Genomic DNA, 15,713 nt, shown 5'->3' with positions numbered 1-15,713 from the left:
CGGCGGGGATTTTCGATTTGGGGAGTTTTTTCTGTCTTAATAACTTTCAACTAAACACTTTCAACTTTTCACTTATTTTGCTGCCATGCAGCAATATTTAGATTTAGTTAAACATATTATAGCAACCGGCACCGATAAAAGCGACCGCACAGGCACCGGCACCCGTAGCATTTTTGGTTATCAAATGCGGTTTGATTTACAGAAAGGGTTTCCTTTAGTAACTACTAAAAAAGCTCATTTAAAAAGTATTATTTACGAATTGCTTTGGTTTTTGCAAGGCGATACCAATATTGATTATTTAAAACAGCACAACGTAAAAATTTGGGACGAATGGGCCGATGAAAACGGCAATCTTGGCCCGGTATATGGCAAGCAATGGCGCAGTTGGGTTGGTGCAGATGGTGTGGAAGTGGACCAGGTAAAAGACCTCATTTATCAAATAAAAAATAACCCCGACAGCAGGCGTATGATCATAAGTGCATGGAATGTGGCAGATTTACCCAAGATGAAATTAATGCCCTGTCATTGTTTGTTTCAGTTTTATGTGGCTAACGGAAAATTAAGTTGTCAACTTTATCAACGCAGTGCTGATGTTTTTTTAGGCGTGCCTTTTAATATTGCATCTTATGCTTTATTAACCATGATGATTGCACAGGTTTGCGATTTACAACCCGGTGAATTTGTACACAGTTTTGGCGATGTGCATTTATACAGCAATCATTTTGAACAGGCTAATTTACAACTCAGCCGTACACCGTTTCCATTACCAACCATGAAGATCAACCCGGATGTAAAAGATATTTTCAGCTTTAAATTTGAAGATTTTGAATTGCTGGATTATGTGAGTCATCCGGGGATAAAAGCGCCGGTGGCAGTGTAGGTAATAATTATAAGTTAAGGGTAATCTTATGAGTTTAATAGAGAAAATAACCAGCATATTTAGAAAAAAAAAATCAATACGATACAATCCTATTTTCGAAGACTTTTCTGATGAATACAATAGAGATGGAGATATTCGAGAAACATTTTATTTAAATCTTGCAAAAACAATAATTTATACTCAATCAATAGTTAATACAATTCAGGATGTTTCAAATGTTAACTATGCAAAAATTTTACGTTCTGTAAATCCAATTTACAATAGCAAATCTTTTTATATTTTTTTTGATACCTCTGAAGGAACCGTGGTAAACTCAGGAAATTTCCCTTTCAACTATAATACTATTTTACATGAAGGCTTAAGTGTAAGAATTGAAACTAATTTGCCAAAAGGAGATTTAAAAACAGCAGGAAAAATTCTTGAATTTGACCTTGACATAACTACTTATGATGGAGCTGCAGCTGCAGCAAGTGGTTTTGTTGACGAAGGTGATATCCCGCCATTAGATACTTGGTTTTATGTCACCAAAACAAAATTGTATTGCTGGATACCAGCTATGTTTGTAAACAAAATAGAAGATGCAATTGCAGTAGAGATTTTTGGAAGTTATAGATGGCTTGAGGAAACCGATCCGTTTTTCTATACAGAAATATTTAAAAAGCTTGAAGAAATGCGGTAATTATCAATTTTTATATTTTATTCTCTCCTCTCACACATTATTTCTCTCAATTTTTCGTTCTTACATAAGCTAATTCCAACTTATGAAGACAACCTCTACATTTTTCGCTTTATTTTTTTGCTTTTTAACTACCGCAGCACAACCTGCACAGGATACTACTTTAAAAGAGCAGAAAGAAAATATTATTAAAGAAACCACCATCGTTAAGGTAGAAAACCTGGGCGAATTGATCAATACCGGTAACCCCGAAATGCGGCCTACTATTTCTGCCGATGGCAACCTGTTATTTTTTATTCGTCAAAACGATCCTTTAAATATTCAATACCAAACCGTACCCAATTCACAGGATATCTGGTATTCTACCAGGGATACCACCGGCAAATGGAGCAAAGCAAAACATTTGAGTGCTAAAGTAAATGCATCGCAATACAATGCGGTGTACTGGATATCTCCCGATTTAAATACTATTTTATTGAAAGGGTCATTTATTGACGGGCAATATTTAGGCATGGGCGTTAGTATGATACATAAAAGAAATGATAACAGCTGGACGAATGCCGAAATGCTCAAGATCAGGAATTTTGAAAAATTCAGCCGAACCATGCAGATAGGCGCCAGCATGGGGCAAGATGGCAAAACATTATTATTTTACATGACGGATAAAAAAGAAAGTTATGAAAACGATCTTTATGTTTCTTTTTTAGAAGGCAATGATATTTGGACAACACCAAAAAGTTTAGGCAAAAAAATTAATTTGTCAGATTATAATGAGATGAGCCCGTTTATTGCGGCGGATGGCGTTACACTTTATTTCAGCAGCGACAGGCCCGGTGGCGTTGGCGAAAATGATATCTGGATGAGTAAACGCCTTGACGACAGCTGGACAAAATGGAGTGAACCGGTAAACATGGGCAAACCGATTAACACCGAAGGCTCCGAAGCATTTTTTACGTTAGACGCAGGTGGAGAATTTGCATACCTAACATCAAGTGATGGTGCTTTTGGTGCCAGCGATATTGTAAGAGTAAAATTATTGGAGAAAGAAAAACCTAATCCTGTAGTGCTGGTAAGTGGCAATGTGTACAATGCAAAAACAAATGCACCATTAACCGCATCATTAATTTATCAAACTTTACCCGATGGTACAGAAGTGGGTAATGGTGTTAGCAGCCCTGTGGACGGCTCGTTTAAAATTGTATTGCCCTACGATAAAAATTACAGTATCAGGGCATCGGCAGATAAATTTTTCGCCATCTCCGAAAATTTAAATTTAGATTCTTTAATAAAAGCAGGCTATAAAGAAATTCATAAAGATCTGTATTTAGCGCCGATAGAAATTGGGCAGGTGTTTCGACTAAACAATGTGTTTTTCGATTTTGATAAATATAATTTGAGACCCGAAAGTTTTGTGGAGTTAGACCGTGTGGTTAAATTTTTAAATGAGTATCCCAATATAGAAATTGAAATGAGTGCCCATACTGACAGCAAGGGGGCTGATGATTACAATATGACATTGAGTGATAACAGGGCAAGATCGGTAATGGAATATATTTTGTCTAAAGGTATTGTGGCATCAAGGATTATTTCAAAAGGTTATGGCGAAACAAAACCTGTTGCTGCCAATGCTAATACTGATGGTACCGATAACCCTGAAGGCCGCCAGTTGAACAGGCGTGTGGAATTTAAAATTTTAAAAAACTAAATACAGCTGGCCACGGATTACACGAATTTTCACGGATTATTTTGTTCTTTTTAGCAAGAAAAATAATTTAACCCTTTGTTTTTAATCCGTGAAAATTCGTGTAATCCGTGGCTAAAATAAAACCGTGGCTAAATTCCGTATTTTTGTTTCTTATGATTTCACTCATTGCAGCCGCCGCAGAAAATTATGCCATTGGCCAGGATAACCAATTACTCTGGACCTTACCCAACGACATGAAGTTTTTTAAAAATACCACCTGGGGAATGCCGGTGGTCATGGGCCGTAAAACTTTTGAAAGTTTAGGCAAGCCATTGCCCGGCAGAACAAATTTTGTAATTACCAGGCAAAAAGACTGGACATCTGAAGGTGTTACAGTTGCAACAGATATTAACGACGCATTACAAAAAGCAGCCGAAACAAATAGCAAAGAAATTTTTGTAATTGGCGGTGGCGAAATTTACTGGCAGAGTATGGCTGTTGCCGATAGAATTTATCTTACAAGAGTGCATGCAGAATTTCCAGAAGCAGATGCCTACTTCCCAGATATTGAAGAAGACCAATGGAAACTTATTTGCAATGAAGATTTTGAGCAGGATGGCAAACATGCTTATGCGTATTCCTTTCAAATTTGGGAGAAGAGAAAATAATTTATTCTTATAATTCATACTTCATAATTGTTTACACGTTTTCAATTAGCAAAAAAATATTTACATTATTACCTTACCGCTTCTAACGGAAATGGGCATGGCGTTCATTCTCCTTTTGTTTTTGATTGTATTTCAAAGGTGTTAAACGATAAAAAAAAATATACCTGTTATGAGAAAATCGAGAACAGAAGAAAAGAATTATTAAATGATAGTACTGTTATTGAAGTAGAAGATTTTGGCGCAGGTTCATCACTAATAAAAACCAACAAAAGGGTTGTAAAAAATATTGCTCAATCATCTTTAAAGCCCAAAAAATTTTCACAATTATTATTCAGGATGGTGCAGTATTACCAGCCTGAAACAATTTTGGAATTAGGCACTTCCTTCGGCATTACTACTGCATATCTAGCCGCAGGCAATACAAATGCAAATGTATTTACCTGCGAGGGCGCAAAAAATATTGCCAACATTGCACAACAAACATTTGAAAAATTTGCCCTTAAAAATATTACGCTTACCAAAGGCGATTTTGAAAATACTTTACCCGCTCTCTTAACCCAAATAAAAAATATTGATTTGGCTTTTCTAGATGGCAATCACCGTAAGGAACCCACACTCCAATATTTTCAGCAATTATTAAACTATTCAAACCCTCAAACGCTGCTTATTTTTGATGACATCCACTGGAGCGCCGAAATGGAAGAAGCCTGGCAGCAAATTAAACAACATCCGCAGGTAACACTTACGATCGACCTGTTTTTTATTGGCATTGTCATCATTAACCCGGCAATAAAAGTGAAGCAGCATTTTGTAATAAGGTATTAATTATGCAAATTTTATTAGGCGTAATTTTTGTTACCTTCGTTTCAATTATTTTATCTTATGACAATTGGCATTTTAAAAGAACCAGCTCACGAAACAAGGGTATCATTATTACCTGAACATGTTACCCTTTTAAAAAAATGGAATGTAAATGTTTTAGTAGAAACTACCGCAGGCGTAAATGCTTTTGCAAACGATAATAAATATGCAGATGCCGGCGCAACCATCAGCAGCAGAGCAGAAGTGATGCAAAACAGCGATATTGCCTTAAGCATACATCCGCCATTGTCCGGCGACATTGGTTACAAAACTGCAAATATTTTATTAGGCATTTATCAGCCATTATTTACTGCACCACAAATGAAAGAATGGGCCACAAAAGGGCTTACCGTTTTTAGTATGGATATGCTGCCCCGTACCACAAGGGCGCAAAGTATGGATGTGCTGAGCAGCCAGGCAAATATTGCAGGCTACAAAGCGGTGTTATTGGCGGCCAATTTGTTTCCCAAATATTTTCCCATGTTTATGACGGCAGCCGGCAGTGTACCTCCTGCAAAAATGCTGATATTGGGTGCAGGTGTTGCTGGCTTACAAGCTATTGCTACTGCAAAAAGATTGGGCGCTGTGGTAGAAGTTTTTGATACCAGGCCAGCAGTAAAAGAAGAAGTGCAAAGCCTTGGTGCAAAATTTATTGAAGTGGAAGGAGCTGCCGATGCCAGCAAAGCCGGTGGTTACGCAGTGGAACAAACCGAAGAATTTTTACAAAAACAAAAAGCAAAAATTGCAGAAAGTGTTGCAAAAGCTGATATCATAATCACCACTGCACAAATACCCGGCAAAAAAGCGCCGGTGTTAATTACTGCAGGTATGATTGCTGCCATGAAAAATGGTTCGGTAATAATTGACCTTGCAGCAGCAACAGGCGGCAATACCGAATTGACTAAAAATAATGAAACTATAATTTATAATGGTGTGAGTATTGTGGGCAATTCTTTTTTAGCGGCTACTATGCCCAGTGATGCCAGTAAATTGTACGGCAAAAATATTTTAAACTTTTTGCAATTAATTATTAACAAAGAAGGTAATTTAAATTTAAATTTTGAAGATGATTTAGTGAAAGGTACTTGTGTGGCGCATGGCGGTGTGGTAATTAATGAAAAGGTTTCTATGCTGGTGGCAACGGGGAGTTAGGAATTGGTAATTTGGAATTAGGTATTAAACCGATAGCTGTTGATGATGCAGTTGCCAATTAAAAAATAATTTTAAAAACTTTAATATAAAAAAATATGTTGCAATGGATATCCGCTAACCAGCAAATCATCTATATCGTAATACTGATGATTTTTGTTGGTATCGAAGTTATTGGCCGTGTGCCAAGCGTATTGCATACACCATTAATGAGTGGCGCTAATGCCATTCATGGTGTTGTAGTTATTGGTGCAATCATTGTTATGGGCAAAGCTGCTTCAGATAATTATTTAGCATTGATATTGGGTTTTTTAGCAGTGGTGCTGGGCACTATAAATGTAGTGGGTGGTTTTGTGGTAACGGATAGAATGCTCGAAATGTTTAAAGGTAAAAAAGCCCCCTAAATCCCCCGAATGGGGACTTTTATCTTAGCGAAAATTGAAAATAAAAATATTAATATCTAATAACATGCTCTCCTCCATGTCCTCCCCCTTCAGGGGGAGATAGAGGGGTTTTTATATGGAATCAAACATACTCACACTCATATACCTTATCGCCTCCATAACATTTATTATCGGGCTAAAAATGTTATCCAATCCTGCAAGTGCACGTAAAGGAAATTTATTAGCAGCCGCAGGTATGACAATCGCTATTTTGGGAACAATTTTTTTATACCAGGATAATGGTCACCGGCTTTTTAATTATGGTTGGATATTTGGCGGATTAATAATTGGTAGCGTAGTGGGCACTTTAGCGGCTAAAAAAGTAAAGATGACAGCTATGCCCGAAATGGTGAGTTTGTTTAATGGTATGGGTGGCGCCTGTGCTGCATTAATTTCTATTGTAGAGTTTAATCATTTGATCGAAGCATCTGCAGTTCAGGATTATTATCATTCTAACACTGATTTAATTTTCTATCAGTTTCCTGTGGGTAAATTATTGATCATTCTTTTAGGGTTGATCATTGGTTCAGTTTCCTTTGCCGGCAGCATGGTTGCCTGGGGCAAATTAAATGGAAAAGTAAAAGACATTTCTTTTAAAGGACAAAATATTTTCAACCTTGTTATTTTATTTATCATTATTGTTGGCGCAGTTGTCTTAATGATAAATATCGAAAATGGTTTGGAGTTAACAGGTTCCCGTTTTAGTAAAGGTATTGAGCCAAGATATTTTTTGGTGCAGCCCTGGGTACAACTCACTTTTTACGGCATATTTATTTTATCTCTTTTTTACGGTGTATTTTTTGTTTTCCCCATTGGCGGCGCAGATATGCCGGTGGTAATTTCTTTACTCAATTCTTTTACAGGTGTAGCCGCAGCTTGCGGTGGATTTTTGTACGATAATAAAGTAATGCTAACCGGCGGCATACTAGTTGGCGCCGCTGGTACTTTACTTACCATTTTAATGTGCAAAGCAATGAACCGTTCTTTAGGCAATGTTTTAATTGGTTCGTTTGGTGGTAATAAAACTGCAGCAGCAACTGGTAACACTGCACAAGGGCATTATAAAGAAATAAGTTTGGCAGATGCGGCTATGGTAATGAGTTATGCCAACAAAGTAATGATAGTACCCGGTTATGGTTTGGCAGTTGCACAAGCACAACATATTTGTCATGAGCTGGAAAAAATATTAAACGATAAAGGTGTGAATGTGCTGTATGCCATTCACCCGGTGGCGGGCCGCATGCCCGGCCACATGAATGTATTGCTGGCCGAAGCCGATGTGAGTTATGAAAAATTATTAGAGATGGAAGGAGCCAACGATGAATTTAAAACTGCAGATGTTGTTTTAATATTAGGTGCTAACGATGTAGTTAACCCTGCTGCAAAAACCGATCCTGCTTCTCCCATTTACGGCATGCCCATTTTAGAAGTGGAGCTGGCAAAAAATGTTATCGTAAACAAACGCAGTATGAAACCCGGTTATGCCGGTATAGAAAACGAGCTGTTCTTTCAACCCAAAACAAGTATGTTATTTGGCGATGCTAAAAAAGTTTTGCAGGATTTGTGTGCGGAAATTAAAGTCGTTTAAGGATTGGAATTATTTTTTTTGATAGGGGCTTTTGTTTTCCATGGTCCCGTACATACGGGATTGCCCCGTTCGTTTCAGAGGCATACCGCTGCTGAATTTTTATTGAAGCGTAATTTTTCCTTCGGTTACAAATTTTGTTTCAACTCCAAAAATCTAACCCTTAATTTTAATTATGCAGTCGCAAAAAAAATATTTGTTTGGCTTTTGGGTTTTAATTTTTATTGTTTTTTTACGAACGCTTTCCCTGGTAATTTTATGGTATAATCTGCAAGGTCTTTCAGCCTTAAATATTAGGTATTCTTTCTGGCAAATTATTTCCCCGATTGAAATTGTGCATTTAATGGTACTTACAATAGAGGCATTTGCATATTGGTTTTTACGTTTCAAAATAAAAAATAAACGCTGGGTACGGCTGCATGTATGGCTGTTACTTTTAGCAACAGTAATTATCCCGGCGGTTATTACAGGTATCCTGTTTTATGGATCTCAAAATTTGGGTTTGCAAGATTACACCTTATTAAAAATAAGACTGAATATAACAGAGTTTTACAGGTACTGGATATTGATTATAGCCGGGCACGGATTTTTTATTTTAACACTGAGTAAATATTTTGCAGCAAGAAAAGAAATTATTCCGGCACACAGTTCAACTGAAATTCTTGACGAATTTGCTGCAGAGGAATGATGCAATTACATTACTTAAAGCATTTTATTATTTTGTTAATTAATATCCAATAAAAAAAATCCGTTTTACCCTTTCAATCTTTTATCGCATATTTATAAGTACTAACCTGCCAAACTAATTCATGCGAATAATTCTCTTTTTTATTTCCTTCTCTTTTTCTGCAAATATCTTTTGCCAGCAATATAAGTTGTACGGTAAAATAATTAATGCCAAACAGGAACCTCTTGCATTTGCCAGCGTACAAACAAAAGAAATTAAACTGGGTACCGTATCAAAAGAAGATGGCAGTTACATTCTGGAACTTGAAGAAGGAAAATACGATTTGGTAGTAACATTGTTGGGTTATAAACCGCAGGTAATAACTGTTATACTGCGTAAAACCAACCTGGAGCAAAATATAATTATGGAAGCTGCCGAAGCCACCAGCCTTTCCGAAATAACAGTAAAAAGTAAAAACAGGGATAAGGCTGAAGAATACATCCGCAATGTTATTCGTAATAAAGAGGCCATCGAAAATGCTGCCGGTGCTTATTCCTCCAAAGTATATATAAAAGCATTGCAGCAAGATTCGATGCCTCTGAAAAAAAATAAAAAGCCCATAAGTGATTCTCTCTTAAAAATAAAATTGGCCAATGCCGAATTAAACCAAATGGCGCTGGCAGAAATTGTTTTGCAATTGGATTATGCATCACCCAAAAAAATAAAAGAAGAAAGAACCGGCGTAACTAAAAAAGGCAATACACAAAGTTTATTTTTTCTTTCTACTACTGAAGGTGATTTTAATTTTTACAATAATCTCATCAATGTGCCTGCCATTTCTCCTACACCGTTTGTATCACCGCTTAGTTACAGTGGTTTGCTGGCTTACCGTTACAAAACAATTAAAACAGAAATAATAAACGGTAAAAAAATATACACCATCAGCATAAAACCCCGGCAATTAAGTAACGCTACGGTAGAAGGCGAAATAACCATTGCCGACAGCCTTTGGGTAATATTGCATACCAAATTAAAATTACCCAAATACCATTTGGCTGAGTACGATTTTTTTGAAGTGGAACAGCAATACAATTTAATAAACCGTAAAGCGTGGATGATAACCCGGCAGCAGTTTACTTACAATGCCGCATCTGGCAAAAAAAAATCGAGTGGCCGTACGGTAGTTACTTATACTAATTACGAATTGAATAAACAGTTTGATAAAAAACATTTTGGTACAGAAATTAGTTTAGCCACAGCGGAAGCTTATAAAAGAGACAGCAGTTTTTGGCAAGCCAACCGCACCGAACCATTAACTGAAAAAGAAGTGCGTTTTATTCATTATAAAGACAGTATGTACAGGGCAACACATACCAAAATATATCTTGATTCAATAGATAAAATAATTAATAAAATTACGTGGCAAAAAGTTTTATTTAAAGGGCAAAATTTTAATGATCATGTAAAAAGAAGAAACTGGTACATTCCACCGCTGCCCAATTTATATCAACCGCTTCAGTTTGGCGGAGCAAGGATACAACCTTCCTTTTTTTATTTTAAAACTTACGAATCCAGAAAAAATTTATCCCTGTTTACTGAAATAAGTTATGGCTTAAGAAATAAAGATTTTAATGGCAGTATAAGATTGAACAGGATCTACAATCCGTTTAACCGTGGCTTTTACTCCGTAAGATTGCAGAAAAGTTTTGATTTTATTTTTAATGGCGATGCATGGATAAATATGATAAGCCGCAGCAATCTTTATCTTAACCAGGGAATTGGTGCCGGGCATGGGCTTGAAATTGCCAATGGATTATTTTTTTATTCAGATATTGATGTAGCTTTTCGCAGGTCGCTGAGCGGTTATAAAAAAGGCGATTTTATAGACAGTCTTTCTTTTGGTAATTTATTAGACAGTAACAGTAACCGTGTTGTAGCTTTTGAACCTTACAATGCATTTTATGGAATGCTGCGGCTGGAATATACGCCTCACCAGCGCTATATACGTGAGCCAAGAGAAAAAGTAATACTCGGTTCTTCGTGGCCTACTTTTTATGCACTATGGAAAAAAGGTATCCCCAATGTTTTCGACAGCAAAGTAAATTTTGATTATACAGAATTGGGGATAAAACAAGCCATTAAAATTGGCACAGCAGGCATATCATCTTATACCATAAAAACAGGGTCTTTCCTCAATACAAAAGACTTGCGCCTGGTGGATTACAAAAGGGTACGCCGTGGCGATCCGCTTTTCTTTTCCAATCCTAACGAAGCATTTCAATCACTCGATTCTACCTTCCCGGTTTTTAAAAGATTTTACGAAGGACATTATGTGCATGAGTTTAACGGCGCTTTACTAAATAAAATTCCCTTGTTTAAAAAGATTGGCCTGAGGGAAATTGCCGGCGCAGGGTTTTTATTTGCACCCGAAAGAAATAACCTTCGCTATGCCGAAATATTCACCGGTATAGAAAGGGTTTTTAAATATCCCTTTAACCAGTTGGGTAAATTTAAACTGGGTGTTTATGTAACAGGCTCTGCAGCTAACCAGTTCCGTAACCCCGTACAGTTTAAAATTGGCGTAACTACCTGGGATAAAAGGAATGGCAAATGGTTTTAAGATGATTACTTTTTTGTAAAGCGCAATACTTCAATAGTATCTTTAAATAAGGTAAGCGTAGTTTGGTTAGTTATACTGTACGAAGTTACTTTTTTAAGTGAGCTAAAAAAGACGGGCTCTCCCCCACCCTCACAAGCCATCATGGTAGAAAGCGGATCTCCAAAATTTATTTTATTACCATCAATTTTTATTGGTGCACTGTAACCATTGCAACTGCCATTACCACTAATTTCTGCATTAGGTAAATTAAATATTAAAGTGGGTTTTTTTGCAGGAAAAAGTTTGTTGAAGTCTATTATTGTATCTGAAATAATTGTTAGTTCCCATGTACCGTTAAGTTTTTTTACACTGTCGCTTAATGGTTTTACACCTTTTAATTTTGCTTCTGCTACTGATCCTTTACTTAATACTAATTCATCGCCGTTCAAACTATAACTGTCAGTTAATCTCAATACTTCTAAAATTTTACTTTCTAAAGTATTGGCATCACTGTTAAGGCAGGCCATTTTTGTTACTGCCAGCGGCGAAAATTTTATAGTATTGGTATTGCTTAATTCAAAGCTGCCATTCATCCAGTTACAACCAGTATTGCCGCTCACTTTTTTACTGCCGGCATCAGTAAATAAAATATTTGCCGCAGAAGATAATGGAACCGGCATTCCTTTTACTTCGGTAAAAACCCATTGCATGGTATATAATTTTTCAAACGCCCCATCATCAGCAGTTTTTTTGCTGTTATTGCAACCAATACCGGTTATAAGAGTAATATTAACGGCGATAAATAAAAAAAATCTTTTCATTTCAATTGTTTTAAAAAATAATTTACAAAAAATATCATGGTGCAAACACCGCTACAGTAAATATCGGAATGGTGTAAAAGCTAATACTCAAAATGCGTTCCAAAATTAAAGCAGGTAATTTTTATGTAAGATGCTTAAAACTGGAATACTTAAAAAGATATTTTGGTCATTTTAACGGTAATTATGCGCCGTTCGCCGAAAAAAATTACTGCTTGTTAAATTGCTGAATACATTTGGAGGCTGAATATCCCATTAAAAATTATTCCATTTAAAACGATCTATATGACAACTCCCATTGTTCTAGCCGCAGGTTTACTTACTATATTATTATCCGTAATTTTTTTATTCGCTAAACGAAAAGTAAAAATTAACCAGCTTAATAATAAAATCTACAGGCTGGAAATTAAAATTTTTGATTACGATACCGAAATTTTAAAATTAAAAAAGAAGATAACGGTACTGGAACAGAACCAGTTGGCAATGAGTGAGGCTGATTAAAATATCAGCTCTTTTGGAAGCAGTAATAAAAAAAACAATTAGGGTATCTTAACATTACACAGTTACATTATCTTGCCTTATAAATAAGTGTTATCTTACATTGATTTTAATTTTAAAATTTATTATCCATGTTAAGAAAAATCTTTGCCTTACTGGTATTACTCAATACTTTTTTATTTGCACCTGCCCAAATATTAGGAGGCGGAACATTATTTTCAAATGCTGTAGTATTTAATCCCTCATGGATATCAGGTTGCCCTGCCGGTGGCACTTCATTTTCTAACCAGGCCGTATTTGAACCTACTACTGCAATAGACCCCTGTGCCCCGGCACCCACCTGCGTTATACCTGGTGGTTCAAACGCATCGGGTAGCGATGTTTGGTTTAGTTTTTTTGCACAATCAGCCACGGCTACAATAGCTGTTAATCCGAGTGCTTCCTTTAATGCAGCTATACAGGCATTTTCCGGTTCAGCATGCCCGGGGTTGACACAAATCGGATGTAGTGATATTGGAGGAATAAACCAGGTAGAAACATTAGTACTCACAAGCCTTAGTATTAACCAGCTTTATTATTTCAGGGTTTTTGGTTTTGGTAATCCGGCTGCAAGAACAGGTACTTATACTTTCTGCGGATCTGCCGGTTTAGGTAGTACAGTGCTGGCCGTTAGTTTGATTAATTTCAATGCAACCAGGCAAAACAATACCGCCGTATTAAACTGGACAACCGAATCGGAAAATAATAATGCTTATTTTGAAATAGAAAGGAGCGAAAACGGTACTTCTTACTCTCCTGTTGTAAAAGTTGCAGGTGCCGGCACAACGTCATTTAATACGCCATATATTTTTACCGATATTACACCTTTAACATCGGCCGTTACTTATTACAGGCTTAAAGAAGTTAGTACAGACGGAAGTTTTAAATACAGCTTTGCGGTAACCATACGGCGTGATAATAATTTAAAAAATGCCGTTACGGTTTTAAACAATCCTGTTGCCGGCAATTTAAATATCAGTGTAAATGCTACTGCTCCCGGCATTATGCAATTAAAAATTATCAATAATTCAGGCCAGGTAGTTTATCAGCAAAAAAATAATTTAGTAAGAGGTCACAATATTTTTAATATAACCGCAGCTGGCTTTCTAAATTATGCAAAAGGCATTTACAACCTGCAGGTAACAATTAATAATGAAAAGCTGAACAAAAAATTTATAATTGCCAGATAAAAAGTTTGCTGTGTGTTGTACTATTCAAAATAAGTTTCTATTCCTGCTACTTATACATGTTTTTGCTTTGCTATTGATTACATTACAAACATAGCGCATGCTTTATTTGTAATGCTGAACCCGACAGCGGCCTTCAAAAAGCAACATTGATAAATTACATTTTATTAATGTTGGTAAATTATTTATACGAAACCCGCCCTGCCTCTGTTTACATTGGTTTTAAAAATCAGGTTACCAAAATCCAATTTTGAAATTTATTCGTAGATAAATTTTTAAAACCAAAATAAAACAACCAATGAAAAAAGTTTTCCGCACTTCAATTTTACCCTTTTTAACTGCTGCAGTACTGCTTTTAAACAGTTGCTCACAGGACGATAGCTTTATTATGCCACCGGTAATTCCGGTAGTTAAACCAGATATAGTATTTTTTGGAATCTCTGCGTCTAACCAGCTAATAAAGTATAATGCAAATGCATCGCAAAATGTTGCTGCACAGTTTACTGTTAGTGGTTTACAAGCCACCGAAACTATTTTAGCAATCGACTTTAGGCCAGCCACCGGCCAGCTTTATGGCCTGGGCAGTACCAGCCGCATTTATGTAATTAACCAAGAAACCGGTGCAGCGAGGGCAATAGGAGCTGCTCCTTTTACACCTGCAATTAACGGAACAATTGCCGGGTTCGATTTTAACCCAACCGTTGACCGTATAAGATTAGTAACTAACAGCGGACAAAACTTAAGGTTAAATCCTGAAACTGGCACTGTAGCTGCAACAGATGCGGCCATAAATCCTGCTGCTGCATTAATAGGCGCTGCATATACCAATAGTTTTGCAGGTGCTGGCGGTACAGTATTATATGATATCGACGGACAAAAATTATACAAACAAGACCCTCCTAATAACGGCACTTTAGTTGAAGTAGGCAATTTAGGTGTAACCGCAACCGGTGGTGGCGATTTTGATATTGCAAATGATAATAAAGTGGCATTGGCAGCCTTAACTGTAGCTGGCGTAAACAGCATTTATCAAATTGATACTTTAACAGGCAAAGCAGTTAATTTAGGTACATTGGCAACTCCGGTTATTTGTATAGCTATTCCCACAAGGCCAGTTGCTTACAGTACAGATATGGCTAACAATCTTTTAATTTTTAATTTAACAACACCAGCCACACCTGTTACAAAAGCTATTACAGGTTTACAGGCCGGCGAAAATATTTTGGGTATTGATATCCGTCCTGCAACTGGGCAATTGTATGCATTAGGCAGCACCAGCAGATTATACACTATTAATATGAGCAGCGGCGCAGCAGCAGTAGTTGGCACAGCACCGTTTGCAACTGCACTGGCAGGTACATCTTTTGGTTTTGATTTTAATCCAACAGTTGATCGCATTAGAGTGGTAAGCAACACTGGGCAAAACCTGCGTTTAGATCCTAACACCGGTTTAATTGCAGCAGTTGATGGCGCATTAAATCCTGGTACTCCTGCAGCATCGGCAGCAGCATACACCAATAATTTTGCAGGCACTACAGCAACAACTTTATTTGTAATTGATCCATCAACAGATAAATTATATACACAGGTGCCGCCTAATAATGGTACGTTGGTAGAAGTTGGTGCATTAGGCGCAAATGTAGAAACTGATAATGGTTTTGATATTGGTGGCCGTACAAATCTGGCATACGCATTATTAACCGTGGGTACTACAACAAAAATATATTCCATTAACTTAAGCACGGGTGCAGCAACCTCAGTCGCAGATTTCCCCGGCCTTGTAAAAGGTTTTGCAGTAGGCTTAGGTTTTTAAAATAATTGGCTATTATGGTTTTGAATGTTCCGGTGGCTCTTTTGCCGCCGGATTTTTTTTGCAATATAACCTGCGGTTATTTTTATTGTTTTGTTACGGGCATTTGTTTTTTATGGCATCATCGTTGCGTCGCACACTTATACGGC

General features: G+C 36.8%; 14 protein-coding genes. 13 read left to right on the top strand and 1 reads right to left on the bottom strand.

Annotated elements, in window-relative coordinates:
• The first annotated feature begins 85 nt into the window (after window positions 1-85).
• The 10 genes from ACY651_RS20085 to ACY651_RS20040 all read left to right on the top strand — a co-directional run bounded on the left by ACY651_RS20085 (window position 86) and on the right by ACY651_RS20040 (window position 11,233).
• A complete protein-coding gene (locus ACY651_RS20085; protein WP_462255299.1) occupies window positions 86-880 on the top strand; it encodes a thymidylate synthase in 795 nt (264 codons plus the stop codon).
• 28 nt (window positions 881-908) lie between these two features.
• Window positions 909-1,559 carry a hypothetical protein gene (locus ACY651_RS20080; RefSeq protein WP_462255298.1) on the top strand — a complete coding sequence of 217 codons (651 nt, stop codon included), beginning with the start codon at window positions 909-911 and terminating at the stop codon, window positions 1,557-1,559.
• Window positions 1,560-1,641: 82 nt separating this feature from the next.
• Entirely contained in the window at window positions 1,642-3,261 is a 1,620-nt protein-coding gene (locus ACY651_RS20075) for an OmpA family protein (RefSeq protein WP_462255297.1), read from the top strand.
• Window positions 3,262-3,413: 152 nt separating this feature from the next.
• The gene (locus ACY651_RS20070) at window positions 3,414-3,908 is read left to right on the top strand and encodes a dihydrofolate reductase (protein ID WP_462255296.1); all 495 of its coding nucleotides are present in this window, start codon (window positions 3,414-3,416) and stop codon (window positions 3,906-3,908) included.
• Between the two features lie 27 nt (window positions 3,909-3,935).
• Entirely contained in the window at window positions 3,936-4,733 is a 798-nt protein-coding gene (locus ACY651_RS20065) for an O-methyltransferase (protein ID WP_462255295.1), read from the top strand.
• Window positions 4,734-4,790: 57 nt separating this feature from the next.
• Complete coding sequence (locus tag ACY651_RS20060) at window positions 4,791-5,921, top strand: Re/Si-specific NAD(P)(+) transhydrogenase subunit alpha (protein ID WP_462255294.1); 1,131 nt, start codon at window positions 4,791-4,793, stop codon at window positions 5,919-5,921.
• Window positions 5,922-6,016: 95 nt separating this feature from the next.
• The gene (locus ACY651_RS20055) at window positions 6,017-6,322 is read left to right on the top strand and encodes an NAD(P) transhydrogenase subunit alpha part 2 (protein WP_462255293.1); all 306 of its coding nucleotides are present in this window, start codon (window positions 6,017-6,019) and stop codon (window positions 6,320-6,322) included.
• A 115-nt stretch (window positions 6,323-6,437) separates the two neighbouring features.
• The gene (locus ACY651_RS20050) at window positions 6,438-7,949 is read left to right on the top strand and encodes an NAD(P)(+) transhydrogenase (Re/Si-specific) subunit beta (RefSeq protein WP_462255292.1); all 1,512 of its coding nucleotides are present in this window, start codon (window positions 6,438-6,440) and stop codon (window positions 7,947-7,949) included.
• A gap of 340 nt (window positions 7,950-8,289) precedes the next feature.
• Window positions 8,290-8,634 (top strand): hypothetical protein, encoded by a 345-nt coding sequence (locus ACY651_RS20045; RefSeq protein ID WP_462255291.1) that lies wholly within the window; start codon window positions 8,290-8,292, stop codon window positions 8,632-8,634.
• A 121-nt stretch (window positions 8,635-8,755) separates the two neighbouring features.
• Window positions 8,756-11,233, top strand: a complete 2,478-nt coding sequence (locus tag ACY651_RS20040; protein WP_462255290.1) for a DUF5686 and carboxypeptidase regulatory-like domain-containing protein — start codon at window positions 8,756-8,758, stop codon at window positions 11,231-11,233.
• Between the two features lie 5 nt (window positions 11,234-11,238).
• On the opposite strand, the gene ACY651_RS20035 is transcribed toward ACY651_RS20040, so the two are convergent.
• Window positions 11,239-12,033, bottom strand: coding sequence for an META domain-containing protein (locus ACY651_RS20035; protein ID WP_462255289.1), 795 nt, complete (start codon window positions 12,031-12,033; stop codon window positions 11,239-11,241).
• Window positions 12,034-12,315: 282 nt separating this feature from the next.
• Between ACY651_RS20035 and ACY651_RS20030 the strand changes: the two genes are divergently transcribed.
• From ACY651_RS20030 to ACY651_RS20020, 3 genes are all read left to right on the top strand, one after another.
• Window positions 12,316-12,531, top strand: a complete 216-nt coding sequence (locus tag ACY651_RS20030) for a hypothetical protein (protein WP_462255288.1) — start codon at window positions 12,316-12,318, stop codon at window positions 12,529-12,531.
• Window positions 12,532-12,659: 128 nt separating this feature from the next.
• Window positions 12,660-13,757, top strand: a complete 1,098-nt coding sequence (locus ACY651_RS20025) for a T9SS type A sorting domain-containing protein (RefSeq protein WP_462255287.1) — start codon at window positions 12,660-12,662, stop codon at window positions 13,755-13,757.
• 295 nt (window positions 13,758-14,052) lie between these two features.
• The gene (locus ACY651_RS20020; RefSeq protein ID WP_462255286.1) at window positions 14,053-15,567 is read left to right on the top strand and encodes a DUF4394 domain-containing protein; all 1,515 of its coding nucleotides are present in this window, start codon (window positions 14,053-14,055) and stop codon (window positions 15,565-15,567) included.
• The last annotated feature ends 146 nt before the right edge of the window (window positions 15,568-15,713 follow it).

Origin of the sequence: Ferruginibacter sp., from assembly GCF_031391665.1 — a bacterium.
In the GTDB taxonomy this organism is placed as follows: domain Bacteria; phylum Bacteroidota; class Bacteroidia; order Chitinophagales; family Chitinophagaceae; genus Ferruginibacter.
This window is presented reverse-complemented; position numbering and strand designations above follow the sequence as displayed.

Excerpts from the sequence above, each read along its gene's own strand:
- ACY651_RS20050 (WP_462255292.1), top strand. The coding sequence starts at position 6,438 with ATGGAATCAAACATACTCACACTCATATACCTTATCGCCTCCATAACA.
- ACY651_RS20035 (WP_462255289.1), bottom strand. The coding sequence starts at position 12,033 with ATGAAAAGATTTTTTTTATTTATCGCCGTTAATATTACTCTTATAACC.
- ACY651_RS20020 (WP_462255286.1), top strand. The coding sequence starts at position 14,053 with ATGAAAAAAGTTTTCCGCACTTCAATTTTACCCTTTTTAACTGCTGCA.
- ACY651_RS20085 (WP_462255299.1), top strand. The coding sequence starts at position 86 with ATGCAGCAATATTTAGATTTAGTTAAACATATTATAGCAACCGGCACC.
- ACY651_RS20060 (WP_462255294.1), top strand. The coding sequence starts at position 4,791 with ATGACAATTGGCATTTTAAAAGAACCAGCTCACGAAACAAGGGTATCA.
- ACY651_RS20040 (WP_462255290.1), top strand. The coding sequence starts at position 8,756 with ATGCGAATAATTCTCTTTTTTATTTCCTTCTCTTTTTCTGCAAATATC.
- ACY651_RS20075 (WP_462255297.1), top strand. The coding sequence starts at position 1,642 with ATGAAGACAACCTCTACATTTTTCGCTTTATTTTTTTGCTTTTTAACT.
- ACY651_RS20080 (WP_462255298.1), top strand. The coding sequence starts at position 909 with ATGAGTTTAATAGAGAAAATAACCAGCATATTTAGAAAAAAAAAATCA.
- ACY651_RS20070 (WP_462255296.1), top strand. The coding sequence starts at position 3,414 with ATGATTTCACTCATTGCAGCCGCCGCAGAAAATTATGCCATTGGCCAG.
- ACY651_RS20030 (WP_462255288.1), top strand. The coding sequence starts at position 12,316 with ATGACAACTCCCATTGTTCTAGCCGCAGGTTTACTTACTATATTATTA.
- ACY651_RS20055 (WP_462255293.1), top strand. The coding sequence starts at position 6,017 with ATGTTGCAATGGATATCCGCTAACCAGCAAATCATCTATATCGTAATA.
- ACY651_RS20025 (WP_462255287.1), top strand. The coding sequence starts at position 12,660 with ATGTTAAGAAAAATCTTTGCCTTACTGGTATTACTCAATACTTTTTTA.
- ACY651_RS20045 (WP_462255291.1), top strand. The coding sequence starts at position 8,290 with ATGGTACTTACAATAGAGGCATTTGCATATTGGTTTTTACGTTTCAAA.